Here is a 16989-nt window from a genome sequence, read left to right on the forward strand (position 1 = left end):
AAACAGATAGTGCAAATTTTCAAAAGGTTTAATCGAACAAAAATAAGCAGCGGCCAAATTAGCGTGGCCGCTGCTTAAATGATTTTCAGGGGACTTCCTTAGTCCCCTCTTCAATATCTAACATATCCAACAGGAAGATGAAGATCGGGATCCCGATGATCAATCCCCATATCCCAAGGAAATGCTCGGAAAACAATAGGATGATAAAGGTGAAAAATGTTGGAAGATTTGTTTTTGCCGACATGAATTTCGGATTTAAAATATAGCTTTCAAGTGAATGGATCACAACAATCATGATAAACACAGCAATCACTTTTGGCATACCGCCGATACTGTAGGCAATCATGCTAAGTGGAACTAAGGAGATAATAACTCCTGCAACTGGAATCAACCCTAGGAAGAAAATCATAATTCCTAGACCGATCAACTGTGGAAATCCAAGAATCCATAAGAAAAATACTGAAAGGACTGCATTCGTAATGGCTATTAAGAACTGGACCTCAATTACCTTTCCGAAAGAATTGATGAATTTAACTCCAAAGTGACCAAGATTTATAAAGAAGGATTTGAATTTACCACGCTTAAATTTAGAAGTAAAACGAATAATTTTATCTTTTTCCAATAAGAAAAATAGACTAAGCAGTATAGAAAGGAAAATCTGTAATGCCAGTTTGCCGAAATCAGATACATAAAGATAAAGCGTATTCATCTGTTTTTGAAGATCGAGCGGCGATCCGTTCTCGTTCATTAAACTAATGGCGTATTGAATGACCCGACTATCGGGAGGATGTTGAAAGAAGAAAACGATCTGTGTAACTAATTCCGTAAATTGCAACGTTATGACCGGTAGATATTTATAAAGAACGATGGCTAAACAAGAAATAACGACTGCATATAAAAAGCTAATAACAACCTTAGAGTTGATATGCATCACTTTATTTAGCCGAATCATGATAAATTGCTCCAGCCTTCCCATCAAGAAAGTGAAAACAAATGTGAATAACACGATATTAACCATACTTCCGATGCTTATTAAAAAGAGGACTAACACAATTAATGTAATTAACCTTGAAAAACCTTCGCTTTGCAAATACTCTTTTACCACTTACCTATCTCCTAACTACCATTCTGCTGTGATAATTCCTATTTTACACGGAATTGAAGGATTCTACTACAAATACCTTACATTGACAACAAAATTATTTGAATCATCAGTAAGCCCCATTTTGCGGACGTTAGATAAGACCTTTTTAGAACATCCGGTTCCTTAATTCCACTGCCATTCATGCATGAAAAAACATCTGCCGAATGGGCAGATGCTAATCCTCATCCTTCACATCGATATCTTCGGGGATGGGCTCGTTATAATAATCCGCTAATTGCTTCTTATACTTCTCCATCTGTTCAAGATGCATATTACTATGAGATAAAACTAATTAATCTTTGATATCACTGTATTTTTAATTGGGATAAAACTAAAAGAAAGACAACACCCTAATAATATACGGGCAAAAATATAATAACATTTAGATAAAACTATATTATCATAATCTGAATTGTTTTTATCCAGTTTCCCCTTTGTATTCTCAATGTAATTTTAATTTATATAAATATAATTTTCTATCCCTGTAACGAGCTGAAGATCTGACATTAAGGTTATTAAACGTAGGTATTAGCCTTTATTAGTCTTCATCTTTAATATCTTTATCTTCTGGAATTGGTTCATTCTCCAACTCCTCCACTAACTTTTTATATTTCTCAAGCTGTTCAAAATGGGTCTTGAACTGTTCCTTGTAGACCAATACTTCACCCTCACCGTCATGCAAAACTCTTATTTTCCCTTGTAAAATTAATTTCTCCACATATGGTACAGACACCGATAAGTAATCAGCCGTTTCCTCTACTGTTATATACAATTAATTCGTCACTCCTTCATAGCTAACATAGACATCTTTCTTTTGCTCGATAGCAACTACATAAAAATGTTTATATGCCAGTAAAACTCCTTCAATACGATTCACTAAGACTAAACATTTTTTGTTGCAAAATGAGACTTGCGACTACAATGTCGGTGATTAATTACGTACAGACTTATTTTGTCTCAGGTATGTAATTACCTATTGATGTCACTTTTATTGATAGTACATAAAAGGGCAACTCTTAAGGGCTGCCAATTTTGGTGAAAGTTAACCTATTAGATGTAGCCTCCCTCTACCCGTTCATCACGAGACAGCTCCTGATCGAATCGCCAATCTCTGCCAGAAACATATTACTAATGATCAGTCTTTTATAAACAATCAAACTTAGTTCTCAAATCCAATAAAAAATATTTTGGAGCAGCTACTAAGGATAAGGATAACATTTTTCAAAAGGAAATTTTTTAAAATCTTAAGCTGCATTTCTAATTTGGTCTTCAATGGCTTGTGGAGTTTTATATCCTAAGCTGCTGTGAATTCTTTTTCGGTTATACCACCCTTCAATAAATTGGAATATCGCTAATTTAGCTGTTTGGTAATCGTTAGTCTTCTTTTTAACAACCTGTCCAAACCAATTTATACTTTCCTCATAGAATGATTACAAGTAATTATATCGAAATGGAGGAACAAACCAATGAGTGACACAGATTTTTCACATGATTCTCCCAAGGGCCCAAAAGGAAAACTAATTACTGGCCATTCAAAGGAGTTTATTTCAGATACACTTGGCTTTCTTACCCACTTAGCAAAAGAATATGGAGATGTTGCTAAAATTCGTTTTGGACCTTTCCAAAATGTTTACTTCATTTCAAATCCAGATTTAATTAAGCAGGTACTTGTAACAAAACAAAAATCCTTCTTGAAATCTAAGGACTTCCATGCTTTAAAACCATTACTTGGAGAAGGCCTTCTTACAAGTGAAAAAGAAATTCACATGCGCCAAAGAAGGCTTATTCAACCTTCTTTCAAAAGGTCTCATATTAGCAATTATGCACAGGATATGATTGATATAACAATGAACTATATTTCCGATTGGAAAAACAGGGAAGAACGGATTATTACGGAGGATATGATGAGCCTTGCTCTCGGTATTATCAGCAAGACCATGTTCAGTATGAACCTCAAAGAAGGATATGACGAGCTCGGGGAACCTATAGAAGCATCTATGAGAATTGCTGTTAAAAGGATGAGAACACTTCTTCAATTGCCACTATGGGTTCCGACTAAAAATAACCGTGAATTTAAAAATTCGATACAAAGACTTGATACAGTGATTTATAACTTTATTGAAAAACGTAGGGCAGATGCAGAGAGACATGAGGACATGCTTGGGATTCTAATGGATGCTCGAGATGATGAGGATGGCTTAGCTATGACAAACCAGCAGGTACGTGATGAGCTAATGACCATTTTCCTTGCCGGTCACGAAACAACTGCAAACGTGCTTTCCTGGACCTTATACTTGCTTTCACAACACCCTGAAGTGGAAACTAAACTTTTCAATGAAATAGATAGCGTAATCGGCAATCGTAACCCTACTCCTGGCGATTATATGAAATTAACGTACACACAAAATATTATCAATGAATCAATGCGCATATACCCGCCTGGCTATATAGTATCACGGAAAGTGGAGGAGGATGTGGTAATAGGAGGATATCATTTAAAAAAAGGCGATATGCTCTTGTTAAGTCAGTATGTGATGCACCACAAGCCAGAGTATTTTGATAATCCAGAGTCTTTTAATCCTGAGCGATTTGAAAACAACTTTGTGAAAACTCTACCTCCGTTCGCTTACTTTCCGTTTGGCGGAGGGGCGAGAGTTTGTATCGGTAATCATTTCGCAATGATGGAAGCTGTGCTTGTCTTAGCGTGCATTGCTCAACGATATCGGATAAAGCTTGCGCCGGACCATCATGAAGTAAAACCACTTCCGTCTATTACACTCAGACCAAAGCGTGGATTGCGCATGATAGTCGAAGATAGAAAAGAGTCTTTTCGTGAACCCTTAATTGATGATTAGTAATATGGATTTATGGCAGCCATTTGGCTTTAGAGTATTTGGGTGTGTTGGCCATTTTAGAAGACCCTATTCTTTCAGTGACCATTTTTAGCAGATTTTTCGTAGGAGTCATAATATCACGTTATAGATTTCTAAGAAAACACTATTTATTTTCACCTCTGAAACAAAGAAACAAAAGGCTGCAATGTTCTTCTTCAAGAAAGCATTGCGGTCTTTTCATGTTTCTGTTGGCAGCACTGGCAGAATATTGATAATCGCTTTTCATACGACCACAAGTCGTCCTCATCCAGGCCATGTGTACATCTGATGTTAATATTCCGAAATTATACAAATTGGCTTCAGAAATAATTAGTAAACTCCCATTTGCAATTACGTTAGATTCAACAATTGATATAGGGATGTAACGTCTTCTTTCGGATGATACTTTTGGGATAGCTATATATTGACTGTCAGGCTGTCTTATTTCACCGAATAGCATAGGATAATCAGCTAATTTATTAGTAGCTATTCTTTTACTGGTTTCTCTAAATTGTTTTGTGTTTCTAATCCGGTCCATAATAAATCTTGATTTCCGAATTAATCTGGGGTCTGGAGTATCTTTGAGCCATAAACACCAACGAATTTTATTATTTATTAGTTCGTCACCGCCAACATATCTTTTTAATAAGATTTCTGTGTCGGGATTCTCATCTACACACTGTTTTTTTTCATCATTCGATAGTATCAAAAATCCATTATCTAAGGGCATACTTCCATAATTTATTTTAGCAACATTCACGAGAGGATTTTTCCTGCTTTCAATAAACACAGTAGGAGCATCTACTAGATAAGGATTGATATTTTGGGTAAGTATTACTTCGTCACCGTCAAAAATTTTCTTTTTCTTGAGGGTACCTTTTGAAAAACCTATTATTACACAATGGACATCAGCCTTTCCTTTTGCCTCATTGGTCCAGACAAAAGACCGGTAAGCAAAATCTATCACTATGCCATATTCTTCAATGATTTTTTCCACAAAATAGGTGTTTATTCACCTTGAACTATACTATTTGTGGATACAAATGCTGTCCTAACAAATGTATCTTACATATATTGTGCAGCTTTATAATACCAAGCAGTTACATAGTCTAATTTTCCAATACCTTTTGTTTTGTTACCAAAAGTGTTTAGTAATTGGGGATTCCCAATGATGTAGGACAATTCTTCTTCTGAGATCACATCTTCCCAATCAATCGTTAATGCATTTCCATCTTCCTTTCCATAATGAATATATTCATTTGATGGTCCATAAGCCACATTCCAACCTGGGCGATCTGCCCTGGAAATTCTTCGTATTCCATCCCGTAGAATTGGCTTACGCTTACTTTTATAAAATCCTTTAAAAACTCTTCTAGAAATTTTAACTCAGCTAACTTTTTTTGGAAATAATCAAGTTACCTTTCATTACTTTTAACTCGTTCAAATTCCTCATAAAGATCATCCAAAAATAAAGGCTTGATTACCTTTAAAATATAAATCTCTGATGTATATTGTGCACCAAGCTCGCGTTTTTCTCTTTCGTTCTTGAGCATCAAAAAAACGCTTGGAAAATCCAAGCGTTTTTTTGATGCTCTATTATTCGTAACGCCGCTCAGCGCTTCTTCTTCATTAACCTTACAGTGGTTTAACGATACAATTAATTAATTCCAACGATTGAACCAATTCTTGATCCTTTGTTTATTTTTCTCAAGAACCTCCTTCGATGTCCGGTTGTCTTTTTGTTTTTTCCATTCAAAGAGAGATGCAATTCCGATAAGGAGCCCTCCGCCGATGATTAAATACAGCCACCAGGGCATCTCGCCCCACATCGAGTTGGTATTCATATAGACATTGAATAAAATGGTGCCAGTTCCAGCGATGAAATAGGATTTGTATTTCATCATGAATCCAAAGAGCATAGCAGCCAATGACACTGTTCCGATAATGAGCGCATCATATAAGGTGTTGCCCGCCATTGCATCAATGATCAAAACTGAAAACAGGAGGAAAACAATACCAATCTCAATATATTGTGTGATTTTTCCTTTAACAAAGATTTTCCTCAGCAGAATGGTGCTGATAATGAAAAGCGGCAAAATATTTACCTCCACCTCAAGTACCGCTGGTATCGTAAATTGATCGGTGATGACCCAATAGGGATATAGACTGAACAATATCGCTGCAGCCAATTGGATTTTTCTTTCCATCGTTCCTGTCGTTGTGCTTCTCATTAAAATGAAATAGGCCGGAATCAGAAGTGCCACGATGATTTCGAGAATGAATTGTGGTTCCCCAGTCAAAACATCCATGTTCATGGCAAGAAGGGACAGCAGACCATAGACTCTGTAAAAATCCAATTGAAGTCCTGCCCCGCCTTTATTCAGCAAGCCTTTAAAGAATTTCCTGCTTAATAGTACCATCATGGCGGTACACCCAAAAAGGATTGTCGTTTCAACGAAAGGCCGTAACGTGTCCGCATACATGATGATGGTCCAATACGGATACAAACTGAGAATTCCCGTCAGCCAAACATAGATGCCCTTTTCTTTTACATCCTTTGTGAAACTGCCAATCAGGATGAAGTAAACCGTGATCAAGAGTGATGCAAAAACCTGGAGTAACTGGCTTGGTGTTTCAGTTACTGCAACTCCCCTATTCATGGCAAGTAAAAATAGCAGGCCATATACTCTGTATGCATCGATGGTTATACCTGTTTCTTCCCTTTTGATTAATCCAGTGAAATAACGTCGGCTTAAAAACAGCATTCCTAACATACAGCTGAAAAGGACCATCAATCCCATTACAACCGAGAGGCTGTCGGCATAGATGACGATGATTAGGAAAGGATACAGACTGACTATAGCAGCAATATTGGAATAGATTTTCCGTTCTTGCTTTTCCTTTGTGAAGCTTCTCAGGAAAATGAAATAAGCGGTTAACAAGAGCGAAACAAAGACTTTGAGTAACAGTTGATCAGTTTTATTAAAAACCTCTACATTCAAATCGATCATAAAGAATAAACCATAGATTCTGAAGGGATCAAAGCTGGTGATGCCTGATCCGTTTTTCTTAAGTAACCCGCTGGAATACAGCCTGCTCAACAACAACATTCCTGCCATACAGCCAATAAGAACAGCCAAACTTGTGAAGATTGGGAGTGTATGTGCATAGTCTTTGATAATGATAAACGGAAAAATTCCGATGATGGCCGCTATCCCTGAGTAAATGCTTCTTTCATCCTTATAGATCGTGAGCCTTCTCATCAGGATGAAGTAGCTAGGCAACAGCAGGGAAACAAAAATCCCCAAAATCGCAGTACCTGTATCACTCGTAAACACTTCCAGATTTAGAGTACACAGATATAACAAGCCATAAATCCTATAATAATCAATGGATCTCTTCGATTCCTCTTTGTTGACCAATCCTTTGAAATGGCGACTGCTGGCAAACACCATCACAGCCGTGCATAAAAATAATACGATAATCGTCATGATCAGGGGTAATGTATTTACATACATATTGTAGAAAATGAACGCCAGGCTTAGAAGAACCACTACATAGTTCCGCCAATTCCTTTTCATGAGCAGATACCAGGTAAACAAGAACTGTACTGTCATCACCCCGACCCAGACCAATTCCCAGTCAAGCGGAAAATCCCGGATTGCCGTTTCCAATATGGATATGCTTATGCCTAAATGAATGAATGGAATAAGGTAATACTCCATGATGCCTTTCCAATTCTTATTGGAAACCGCCCACAGAATGGTTATGATTCCTGTTGTTATCATCAAGCATATTGATGTAATGAATACCATCTGCCCCATGTTTGCCAAAAATAAGTGGACCTGTAGGAAAAGAACTGAAAACCCTAGGTACGTAAAAACGTATTTTTCCCATTTCACATGTGCCCGCCAGACACTCAAAATATAGATCAACAGCTGTGCAGTATATAGGAACGGTGAACTTTCCGTATTGACAATGAGCAAATATCCAACAGGAATCGCCAGTATATTGGCAAGGTGACTTGCGTAAATGAAGTACTGCTTCCCATTTTTCGAATATTTCCCAAGCCATTCCCCTAAAAGGAAAAAGATAACAGGGCCGGTCAGCACGAACGCAATCTTCAACACCATTGAACCAAAATCAAAAACATCGTAGAGCGAAGCATATAGGCCGGCACTTGAAATCACGACAGGCACCCAGAATATGTGCTTCCGATGTATATGGACGGACCAACCATTTATTGCAGCAGCTACGGCAATCACTCCGCTTGCCTCTAAAGGATTCATTGAATTGAATGGAATCCATAAAAATGAAAGGAAGGAAAGAATCTGACCACTATATGCAAAAACAGGAAAGAATTTATGATATCCCTTTTTTAATGTGTAAGCCCCACCGATGGAAATCAGGGAAACCCCCATTAAATAGAGGCTGACCGGGATATTTGAACGGGCCCACTCTAAACTTTCCAACAAATATGGATAGAAAGCAACCAAAGCCAGAACGAAAGTGATTGGAAATCCGTAAATGGCGTTTTCCTTCATATGCTTTGTATCGTCTTTTATATATGTGATGAAGAAAAGTCCAGAGATCATGGCGAGGGCGGCGCTAACTGCAAGCCAATCCATCTCGCTGAATTTACTGGTCAGTATCATTAACATGATCATTGGGGAGATAAGTAAGATACTCCTCTTAAACAGGCTGTACCTTGGGTGGTTATATAAATATAATCCAAGGTATTGAATGACCTGAAGGATAAAAATCAGATTTAAAACGGTAGAAAAAGAGACTGGCAAGGCAAAGAAAAGATATACGAACGCTAAGTTGAAAACAACAACCGCCGGGTACGTGAAGCTTGAATTTCTCGATTGAAGGGAAACATAGACAAGCTGTGCGGATACTATCATGAGCGCGATGAATATTTGCGCATAGTTTTCCTGGTACACCATTGCGTTTATATATAGGAAGACAATCCCGCTCTCAATCAAACTGGTAAACATGAAATTCTTGGAAAGCTTATTCATTTTGAATTTGGCCAGATATTTGGAAAGAGCTGTAAAAATGATTGGTACAAGTGCAAAAGCAATGACCACGTACTCACTTAAAAATGAATTAAAAACAAAATGGATATATCCATAAGTGAAAACGGCACTAAAAGCCATTTCATAATGTTTCTTTTGGAATTTAACGGAAAAAACTAAAAACAAAACAGAAAAGACCATCAACGTTAGCGAATACACAAAGTTACTTGAAAATAACGTCAAGATCGCAAAGGCTTCCACGATGATCTTAAACTGGATGAATTGAAAAATGAATGGTTTGAATATCTTTAAGGCTTTTTGACTTTTCAATTGTTCAATATTCCATAAAAGTATTAAGTTAAGAATGCCAATCGTCAAAAACATCCACTCGATAGTCGGCGTCACAAAAGCCAAACCGAAATAGCAGGTAATGCCGAACGTCAATATGGAAATGAATATGAATATTTTCGACTTAAAGTAGTTAGCGATCTTAAAATAAATGGCTAAGCAGAGTAGTCCTCCAAGAAACCCCAGAAGCCCCCGCCCCCCACCATTAAGTGAAAGGTACTCTCCAAAAATCCGATAATATGAAGCTGATAAAATCGTAATCGGAATAAATAAACCCGCTAGCGTCAGGAATGCAAAAGCGGTCTGTTTAATTTTCAGCTTTGAAGCGATGAAGGCCATTCCCGCAAAAATGCCGGATACCATTCCAATGAATAAAACCTTCAGGACCGCATTCAAATCTCCCCATGAAGAGGTTGCCAAAATCACCCCGCCGAACAGAAGCAATATGACCCCCGTGAGCAGGATAACAGAGATATTCCGTTCCCTGATCTGCTCAGGTGTTTTCTTCGGTTTTGCTGGTTTTGCTGGTTTCTCCCGCTTGATTGCCTGCTGTTGAATAACCGGTATCCTTTCAGGGATTCCCTTGATAGGTTCAAGACTATCCTCCAAAACTGATTCATTAGGTTCATATCCTGTCTTCTCATCTTTCAATATCGATTCTTTCAATCCACCAGATTCCAGTAATTCCAATGAAGCTTCTTCAATCTGGCTATCTTGAACCTTCTTCTCGGGACTTTCACCGATAATCGTCTCAGGTCCTTGAATGGATTTCCTTTTTTCATGCTCTAAGCACTTTTGTTTATAGAGGGCTAATTGGAAATGCCTTTCGTAGGCCTTGCTAATCCGGATATATTCTGATTTAGGGATGAGCCGCCTTTCCCATAAAATACCCAGCTCTTCTTGGAAAATGCGCTTCCTTCTTTCTAATGTCATTTCTTCGTTTGAAGAATCATTCATCCCCAGATTCCCCTTCCTTCTATTAGGCCTTATATCATCGTATGTATATTCTCTTTTCGATAATAACAAAGTTTTTCCATTTTTTAAATATTAAGGATGATACCCTGATAAAACAACGGAAACCAGTGTCTTCCTCCCAACTCAAAAAAAGAATGACTTCATTTGAAGTCATCCAAAGTCCTCAAATTGATTTTTACTTTTCCTCGCTCCTGATAATGCATAAATAAACGATCATTGATATGAAAATCGAGACTGCTGCCGTGATATAGATGCTTCTATAACCTAAGAGATAGCCTATCTGTCCGAACACAATAGCACCTATGCCCACTCCAAGATCGAAAAAGGAAAAGTATGTTGCATTCGCCATCGCTTTTCGATTGGCTGCCGTCTTTTCAATCGACCATGCCTGAAGTGCCGGCTGAACGGAGCCGAACCCAAATCCATAAAGCACTGCCGCGATGTAAAGGACCGCTTCACCCGGCATCCACGCAAGTAGCAGCATCCCAGCCATGATGAGCACTGTTGAAGGAATGAATATTGCCCGATGTCCCCTTCGGTCATATAATCGACCCGAGAATAATCTCGTGACCATGAGGGCCATTGCATATACTAAAAAGTACCACTGAATTCCACCTACCCCTTTTTCCGCTGTATAAAGAGGAAGGAAGGTTGCAATTCCACCAAATGTGACGGAAATGAAGAAAATGAGCAAAGATGGCTGAAGGGCACTTTTTTCATATATATCGAACCTTTTGGCTGACACTGCCGTCGAAGGATCACTATCCACTTTTTGATATCGAATAAGTGATGCTGAAATGATGGCAAACAATCCTAATAATGAACAGATCAAGAACAACTCTTGAAACGGGAGGACCGTAACTAGAAATAGACCCAATGATGGACCGAATGCCAATGCTAAGTTACCCGACAAACCGTAGTAACCCATCCCCTCACCACGCCGTTTCGCGGGGATTATATCGGAAGCTATTGTTCCTGAAGCCGTTGAAGAAAATCCCCAGCCGACGCCCTGTACAATCCGCATCATGAATAACAAGCCGATGCTGCCCATAAAACCGAAGGAACCCACGGACAATGCGAAAATGGCTAACCCGATAATAAAAACGATTCGCCTTCCCTTCGTTTCCAATAATCTGCCGGCAATTGGCCGAACAAGCAAGGCCGAAAAAGTAAAAATTCCAAGGACAGCCCCCACCAGGCGGTCATCACCACCAAGCTGCTCAACAAACAGCGGGAGGGTCGGCATCGTCATTTGAAATCCCATGAAGATGCACAGATTTGCCAAACAGATCATGATAAAGTCACGTGTCCAGATTTTGTCATTCCCTCTTACCCGTTCATCCACTAAGGTTTCCCTCATATTCCTTCACCTTCTAATTAAAATAGTCACTGCCAGTTTACTAAAAATGGTTAAAATAAGCGAATGATTTATTTCGTGTACCTAAATATATATCAAAAGAAAAGCCCAGTATGACACTGGGCCTCTTTCAAATTTTCACGCTTCACGACTATTTCGTTACTTCGATTTTCCCATTATTCGTTTCCAATTTCACTAAGTTTTCACCTTTGCCAATGACAACATTCCTATCATATTTATTGAGAATATCGATTTTCCCATTGTCAACATGAACATCAAAGGTTGTATTGGTCGGCTCCTTATCTGTTTTAATCATGATTTTCCCATTGTCACTTTCCAATTGAATATTCCGATCCAAGTCTTTTGTGACAAGAGAGATTTTACCGTTATTCGATGACCCAACCAGATTTCCCTCTACATTATTAAGACCCACTCTTCCATTAGCAGATTTCACTTTGACTTTTTCGGTTATTATATCATTTAATTCAACACGGCCATTTTGAGATTCCACATTTAGAATTTCACTTTTCAATTCAGATATTTGCAATTTTCCATTATCGGATTCGACTACAAAAGATTTATAGGATTTATCAGGCACATACACTTTTAAATGTAATGATTGAATTTGAAACCCAAAGCTAAAGGAATGTTTGTCTTTTAATGTAACCGAAAGTTTCTTGCCTTCCACATCTGCAGAGAAATCCAGCTTGGAAACATCCACACCTTTTGAAACCAACTCTATCCTGGTATCCTTACCCTTCGTTGGAATAATCTCTACAGCTGCATTGTCAGCGTCGACCTGAACGTCCGTCACGATCTCTGAAACCGTTTTTTCCTCTGTAGTTTTTTTCTTATCCGTCACTTGGAAAAAAGTAAACAGACTTCCTATTACTCCGACCAATAACAATACAAGTGCAAGGATCGATAACTTTTTAACATTAATCATTTTTTCAAACCGCCTTTCACAAGGGAAGCGTTAAATTTTAAATAACGAATGAAACCTTTAGTTAAAGCGCTCGTAGCGACAAACATTCCCATGGCAATAAAAATGCCAATCCCGCTTAGCCCCAATGCGAAGAACAGATTGAATAATTGAAAGTTGCCCACTGCAAGGTTGAAAATAACGCCCAACGGAGCAAGAATGAACGCTATCGCCGATGCCCATCCTGCAATGACAACTCCAACCAATGCAATAAATGGCCCCAAAACAATCACTAAATTAAAGAATCCCAAACCAATGACTGCCCAAACGGCCCGCATTACATTACCGGCAGAAGTCGATTGTTGGACCTGACCAAGATGGTAGGATGCCAACAGCTCCTTTGAAATCTGTTTAGGATTCCCAAGGGAAGTGGAAATTTCCTGCTCTGTCTTCCCTTTTTCCATTCCAATTGCGAAATACTCTTCGTAATCTTGGAGGATATCTTCCTGTTCCTCTAAGGAAAGCCCTGTTAAAGATTCATTCAACTGCTTTAAAAACTGTTCTTTATTCATTAGTTCACACCCTCCTTGATTAATTGGTTGACCCCATTGGAAAATTCATTCCATTCCGTCAGCAACTCTTGAAGGTATCTCCGGCCTTTATCGGTTAACTTATAATACTTGCGCGGTGGCCCTTCTGTTGATTCTTGCAAATAAGTCGTAAAATACTCTTCCTTCGTCAATCGTCGTAAAAGTGGATATACCGAACCTTCCGATATCTCGATCTGATCTGAAATCTTCTGTACAAGTTCGTAGCCATAGCGGTCCTGCTTATCCAATAAGACCAGGACGCACAGTTCCAAGACACCTTTCTTAAATTGTACATTCATAGCACCATCACTCCTTCCAAGAGTTCTTTAGTATAGTTTAATAAACAGTACTGAACACCGAACAGTACATCTTATGTAAATAATTTACCATATGGTACTATTTATTGCAAGATACTGAAAATATTTTTTTCTTACATGCAATCCAATGAGGGTAGAAGAAAATTAACATATATTCATAGCTGTAAGAGAATACATTGTATAATAGTAAAATATGGAAGGGGGAAGTGTTTTGGTCAAAAAAGAAATAACCAAAAAGAAATTCGAGTTTCTTGAACATGAATTTAATTACCTTGAAAAGGAAGGCGTCATCTCCCAGCAAGAAAAAGTGAGGATGTTAGGTTCCTATGATGTAAAAGGTAATTTGAGTTTCATCACTATTCTATTATCCATTGGGGCACTTCTTTTAGGTCTGGGGGTATTGACCTTTGTCGCCAGTAACTGGATCTATTTAAGTAAAGCGGTTAAATTCCTACTTATCATTGCATGCCTCATCGGAGTGAACTTTGCTGGTGTGAAGTGGCAGGCACGCTTTCCCAAAACGTCACGAAGTCTGCATTATGCAGGGATTCTAATATTTGGTGCAGGGATTTTTCTAATTGAGCAGATGTTTAACATAAGCATCAATTTCAACAGTTCCTTTTTATTATGGGCCATCGGAACGGTATTCATCGGTTACTATTTGAATGATGTCTTCGTTCTCCTTTTTACATCTTTCCTGCTTTTCATTTATATTAACGGAAGTATTTTCGTTGATGAAACAGCTTATCCGCTTGCCATTCTTGTATTTTTACCGGCTTTATACATTATGTTAAAGAAATTCGATTACCCTAAATATCTGACCTTTTTCATTAACGCTTTAGCCATCAATACAATTGCCTTATTTCTTATGGAATTCGTACCTAAGCTGGAGCTTGAAAATTCGAATACGATTGTCCTTTCCATTCTGTTTGTGCTGGGAATCGTACTGGCCTATATTCCGGTAAGAGCTAAATTACAAAACATCACCCACATACAAGGGCATATGTTACATGGTATTACTGCACTCTTCCTTACCTTTGATTTTTCAATCTGGTTCCCTTTAGCTTATTTCGTTTTTCTGCTATATCTCATTCTAAAAGGCAGTTTGACCAGCATCGTGATCATCTGTGCACTGATTTTCAGATATTACATCGATTCCTTTGACTTCCTGCCAAAATCACTTACATTCATCATCGGCGGCATCATGCTTATCGGTTTTGGCTTCTTCTTTGAAAATCGACGAAAAAAAGGAGGAGAACTCAATGAATAAACCATCATTCCGGCCACTCATCGTATTTTCCATTCCAGTCTTGATTCTGTTAGTCTTGGCTCTTCCTCCAGTCTGGACAACAATGACAGGCGATGTAATCAAAATCAAAACTGCCCCGGTCGATCCGACTGACTTGTTTAGGGGCAGCTATGTGGCATTGCAATACGAAATTGAATCCGTTAAGCCATCACAACTCGATAGCTCGATTAAATCCGATTTCAATACTAGAAATATGGGTGATTATAAAAAGGTATATGTACGTTTAAAACAAAACACCGATGGACTATATGATGTCGATTCCGTATCGAAAGAAAAACCCAGCAATGGCATTTACCTAAAAGGGGAATTGGAAATCCCTTATGACCTGCAAAATGCTAAAACCATTCAGATCAGATACGGTCTGGACAATTATTTCGCATCCGAAGAAAAGGCTAAGGAAATGGAGAAGGACGCATTGGCCAATCCTTCAGTGGCCGTGGTAAAGGTTCGTAATGGCAATGTTGTCTTAACGGATATTATCATTGAATGAATGACCCGATCCCGGATATAACTAGCAAAAAGAGCATCTGAATCGATGCTCTTTTATTTGCTGTACTTTTTATATGAACGTCAAATTGTTACTTAATGACCCGTTTTGCCCCTATATATTTTTCTTTCCAATACTTATCACTCATTTTGACCACCTTGACTCCTTTGGTCGTGGTCCCGACAAATGTGCCATTTCCATAATAGATTCCAACAAAGGAGACCTGCCCTTTCTTACCTGTAGCATAGAAGACCAAATCGCCCGCCATTAAGTCTTTTTGTTTCACGGCCTTTCCGATTTTATACTGTTCGGCACTCGTTCTTGGAATCTTCATTTCCGTCACGGCATTTTTATATACATATTGGGTAAGACCACTTGCATCGAACCCTATTGGTGTCGTCCCTCCATATTTATAGGAGCTTCCCACCTGCTTCTTTGCCAAAGCAGCAACTTCATCACCATAATTAATAGAAGCTGAAGCATTAGCCGGACTGAATATGAATGCCGTCAACAATGCCCCGAATAAAACTATGGCAGCAAGCCATTTTGAAACTGGTAAACGATAACTCATTCCTTTTCCTCCCTAAACTGAAAATGAACCACAATTTTAAATGTATGTTGCATTTCAGTTTTCAGACCAAAAAAGATTTCATTGGTCCACCATTATCCCTACAAAAACAAAAAACCAGATACCCGTTGTGTAACCAGTACGGTGTTATCTGGTATATTCTTCTTTTAGTAGATTACGGAGTCAGGGCCCGTTACTTGGGCTCCTCGTATTGTCGAGCATTTTCACTGTCACTTAGACCTTTTGTGGTATGATCGACCACACCGCCGACCCCAAAGAAAGTAAGCGCTATGAAGTTAATGATGCCTAATGCCCCGTTAATTGCATCATCAGTTATGCTAAAGCCTATTGGGGTAATGAAATTGTTTATGAACGCAGCAACCATCTGCGCCAAAAATAAAAGCCCTGGAAGGAGTACAGTGAATATAAACGTCGGATTCTTAAGGCGCACTTTCCAGTTGATCATTGCTTTTCCCCCTATCTATCATATTAAGTCAACTTTATTGAAAAATAGTTACGGACTTGCTATATATTATGCTGCTTGTCCATTTTACGTTCGAAAACTCCATGAAATTCACCTTTAAAAAGGTCCATCCGAGGATGGACCTTCTCTTAAACATCAAAATAGTTTTAGAAAACTAGAGTGAGAGAAACCAATTCCCTTTACGAAAAGTGTAAAAATTTGTAACTTTTACACAGGACATACGTACATGAATGAGGAGGTGTAAAATGAAAAAGTATCTTTTTTTCACGATTAGTTTCTTATTGATATTCATGATATTACAAGTTTTATCCGGACTTATTCTAACTGCTGCATATGCCCCGGATTTTTCAGGACATATCGGCGGTACATTATCCAATGAGGTCGTTTTTGTGCAACGTTCGGAAATGCCTTTAATGATAATTGCTGCAATCTCTGCTGTATCAGCTTATTTCATTTTAAATAAAGCCGCGAAAAATAATTAAGCAGTAGAAACAAAAATAAAGAACGTTCGATCCCATGATCGAGCGTTCTTATATCCCAATGTAATGAACATAAATCAAACGATAGGCATTATACTTGCTTTTCGCTTCAATT

General features: G+C 38.3%; 15 protein-coding genes and 1 pseudogene. 4 read left to right on the forward strand and 12 right to left on the reverse strand.

Annotation, left to right across the window (positions count from 1 at the left end; all coding sequences use genetic code 11):
* Nucleotides 1-85: 85 nt before the first annotated feature.
* Both AC1DVK_RS03300 and AC1DVK_RS03305 read right to left on the reverse strand, forming a co-directional pair.
* On the reverse strand, nt 86-1105 hold the full coding sequence (locus tag AC1DVK_RS03300; RefSeq protein WP_061461714.1) for an AI-2E family transporter: 1020 nt from the start codon (nt 1103-1105) through the stop codon (nt 86-88).
* Nucleotides 1106-1682: 577 nt separating this feature from the next.
* The gene (locus AC1DVK_RS03305) at nt 1683-1916 is read right to left on the reverse strand and encodes an excisionase family DNA-binding protein (protein WP_061461713.1); all 234 of its coding nucleotides are present in this window, start codon (nt 1914-1916) and stop codon (nt 1683-1685) included.
* A gap of 694 nt (nt 1917-2610) precedes the next feature.
* On the opposite strand from AC1DVK_RS03305, the gene AC1DVK_RS03310 reads away from it, so the two are divergent.
* On the forward strand, nt 2611-3999 hold the full coding sequence (locus AC1DVK_RS03310; RefSeq protein WP_477625818.1) for a cytochrome P450: 1389 nt from the start codon (nt 2611-2613) through the stop codon (nt 3997-3999).
* 142 nt (nt 4000-4141) lie between these two features.
* On the opposite strand, the gene AC1DVK_RS03315 is transcribed toward AC1DVK_RS03310, so the two are convergent.
* The 8 genes and pseudogenes from AC1DVK_RS03315 to AC1DVK_RS03350 form a co-directional block, all read right to left on the reverse strand.
* The gene (locus tag AC1DVK_RS03315; RefSeq protein ID WP_477625819.1) at nt 4142-5014 is read right to left on the reverse strand and encodes a type IIL restriction-modification enzyme MmeI; all 873 of its coding nucleotides are present in this window, start codon (nt 5012-5014) and stop codon (nt 4142-4144) included.
* A 68-nt stretch (nt 5015-5082) separates the two neighbouring features.
* Nucleotides 5083-5339 (reverse strand): annotated as a pseudogene (locus AC1DVK_RS03320) (hypothetical protein).
* 93 nt (nt 5340-5432) lie between these two features.
* The gene (locus AC1DVK_RS03325; protein WP_477625820.1) at nt 5433-5570 is read right to left on the reverse strand and encodes a hypothetical protein; all 138 of its coding nucleotides are present in this window, start codon (nt 5568-5570) and stop codon (nt 5433-5435) included.
* Nucleotides 5571-5678: 108 nt separating this feature from the next.
* Nucleotides 5679-10343, reverse strand: a complete 4665-nt coding sequence (locus AC1DVK_RS03330; RefSeq protein ID WP_477625821.1) for a hypothetical protein — start codon at nt 10341-10343, stop codon at nt 5679-5681.
* 193 nt (nt 10344-10536) lie between these two features.
* Nucleotides 10537-11721, reverse strand: coding sequence for an MFS transporter (locus tag AC1DVK_RS03335; protein WP_477625822.1), 1185 nt, complete (start codon nt 11719-11721; stop codon nt 10537-10539).
* Between the two features lie 148 nt (nt 11722-11869).
* Complete coding sequence (locus tag AC1DVK_RS03340; RefSeq protein WP_477625823.1) at nt 11870-12664, reverse strand: DUF4097 family beta strand repeat-containing protein; 795 nt, start codon at nt 12662-12664, stop codon at nt 11870-11872.
* Nucleotides 12661-13212, reverse strand: coding sequence for a DUF1700 domain-containing protein (locus AC1DVK_RS03345; protein ID WP_477625824.1), 552 nt, complete (start codon nt 13210-13212; stop codon nt 12661-12663). The genes AC1DVK_RS03340 and AC1DVK_RS03345 overlap by 4 nt, the downstream gene beginning before the upstream one ends.
* Nucleotides 13212-13529, reverse strand: coding sequence for a PadR family transcriptional regulator (locus AC1DVK_RS03350; protein ID WP_089362873.1), 318 nt, complete (start codon nt 13527-13529; stop codon nt 13212-13214). The genes AC1DVK_RS03345 and AC1DVK_RS03350 overlap by 1 nt, the downstream gene beginning before the upstream one ends.
* 229 nt (nt 13530-13758) lie before the next feature.
* Between AC1DVK_RS03350 and AC1DVK_RS03355 the strand changes: the two genes are divergently transcribed.
* Together AC1DVK_RS03355 and AC1DVK_RS03360 are read left to right on the forward strand one after the other, a co-directional pair.
* Nucleotides 13759-14817: a DUF2157 domain-containing protein gene (locus AC1DVK_RS03355; RefSeq protein WP_477625825.1), complete on the forward strand. Its 1059-nt coding sequence runs from the start codon at nt 13759-13761 to the stop codon at nt 14815-14817.
* On the forward strand, nt 14810-15346 hold the full coding sequence (locus AC1DVK_RS03360) for a GDYXXLXY domain-containing protein (RefSeq protein ID WP_477625826.1): 537 nt from the start codon (nt 14810-14812) through the stop codon (nt 15344-15346). The genes AC1DVK_RS03355 and AC1DVK_RS03360 overlap by 8 nt, the downstream gene beginning before the upstream one ends.
* A gap of 88 nt (nt 15347-15434) precedes the next feature.
* Here the strand turns inward: AC1DVK_RS03360 and AC1DVK_RS03365 are convergent, their stop codons facing one another.
* Together AC1DVK_RS03365 and AC1DVK_RS03370 are read right to left on the reverse strand one after the other, a co-directional pair.
* Entirely contained in the window at nt 15435-15914 is a 480-nt protein-coding gene (locus AC1DVK_RS03365) for a C40 family peptidase (RefSeq protein ID WP_089362870.1), read from the reverse strand.
* A gap of 190 nt (nt 15915-16104) precedes the next feature.
* The gene (locus AC1DVK_RS03370; protein ID WP_061461701.1) at nt 16105-16377 is read right to left on the reverse strand and encodes a phage holin; all 273 of its coding nucleotides are present in this window, start codon (nt 16375-16377) and stop codon (nt 16105-16107) included.
* A gap of 263 nt (nt 16378-16640) precedes the next feature.
* Between AC1DVK_RS03370 and AC1DVK_RS03375 the strand changes: the two genes are divergently transcribed.
* Nucleotides 16641-16877, forward strand: a complete 237-nt coding sequence (locus AC1DVK_RS03375) for a hypothetical protein (RefSeq protein WP_477625827.1) — start codon at nt 16641-16643, stop codon at nt 16875-16877.
* Nucleotides 16878-16989 lie beyond the last annotated feature (112 nt).

This window comes from Peribacillus sp. P4_B1 (assembly GCF_056402395.1).

What these genes read in the sequence shown, in the direction of transcription:
- AC1DVK_RS03325 (WP_477625820.1), bottom strand. Translation starts at nt 5,570, where the DNA reads ATGCTCAAGAACGAAAGAGAAAAACGCGAGCTTGGTGCACAATATACA.
- AC1DVK_RS03350 (WP_089362873.1), bottom strand. Translation starts at nt 13,529, where the DNA reads ATGAATGTACAATTTAAGAAAGGTGTCTTGGAACTGTGCGTCCTGGTC.
- AC1DVK_RS03375 (WP_477625827.1), top strand. Translation starts at nt 16,641, where the DNA reads ATGAAAAAGTATCTTTTTTTCACGATTAGTTTCTTATTGATATTCATG.
- AC1DVK_RS03335 (WP_477625822.1), bottom strand. Translation starts at nt 11,721, where the DNA reads ATGAGGGAAACCTTAGTGGATGAACGGGTAAGAGGGAATGACAAAATC.
- AC1DVK_RS03330 (WP_477625821.1), bottom strand. Translation starts at nt 10,343, where the DNA reads ATGAATGATTCTTCAAACGAAGAAATGACATTAGAAAGAAGGAAGCGC.
- AC1DVK_RS03340 (WP_477625823.1), bottom strand. Translation starts at nt 12,664, where the DNA reads ATGATTAATGTTAAAAAGTTATCGATCCTTGCACTTGTATTGTTATTG.
- AC1DVK_RS03345 (WP_477625824.1), bottom strand. Translation starts at nt 13,212, where the DNA reads ATGAATAAAGAACAGTTTTTAAAGCAGTTGAATGAATCTTTAACAGGG.
- AC1DVK_RS03365 (WP_089362870.1), bottom strand. Translation starts at nt 15,914, where the DNA reads ATGAGTTATCGTTTACCAGTTTCAAAATGGCTTGCTGCCATAGTTTTA.
- AC1DVK_RS03310 (WP_477625818.1), top strand. Translation starts at nt 2,611, where the DNA reads ATGAGTGACACAGATTTTTCACATGATTCTCCCAAGGGCCCAAAAGGA.
- AC1DVK_RS03370 (WP_061461701.1), bottom strand. Translation starts at nt 16,377, where the DNA reads ATGATCAACTGGAAAGTGCGCCTTAAGAATCCGACGTTTATATTCACT.
- AC1DVK_RS03360 (WP_477625826.1), top strand. Translation starts at nt 14,810, where the DNA reads ATGAATAAACCATCATTCCGGCCACTCATCGTATTTTCCATTCCAGTC.